Here is a 250-nt window from a genome sequence, read left to right as displayed (position 1 = left end):
ATATAAATCAATATGTTATCTTCCGCTAACTGTTAGTGTCATTCAGATACTCAGATGGCTGCATCGTTGCTTGCACCAATGAGGCCAAGGCGCTTGGTTTGAAGATGGGAGATCCTTATTTCAAGATCCGGGCATTTCTGGAGCGTAACGGTGTTGCAGCGTTCAGCAGCAATTACACGCTCTACGGCGAGTTATCGCACAGGATGGCCATGGCTACAGCGTCCCTGGTCAGTGCCGTGGAACAGTATTC

Annotated in this window: 1 protein-coding gene; it reads left to right on the top strand. The window is 48.8% G+C overall.

From position 1 onward, the window contains the following. Positions 1-35 precede the first annotated feature (35 nt). A partial coding sequence (locus KMS84_RS44760; RefSeq protein WP_498066992.1) for a Y-family DNA polymerase occupies positions 36-250 on the top strand: 215 nt, incomplete at its 3' end.

It is taken from the genome of Streptomyces hilarionis (genome assembly GCF_024539675.1).
Taxonomy (GTDB): Bacteria; Actinomycetota; Actinomycetes; order Streptomycetales; family Streptomycetaceae; genus Streptomyces; species Streptomyces hilarionis.
Note: the sequence above shows the minus strand (reverse complement) of the source record. Positions and strands in the feature narration are given on the sequence as shown.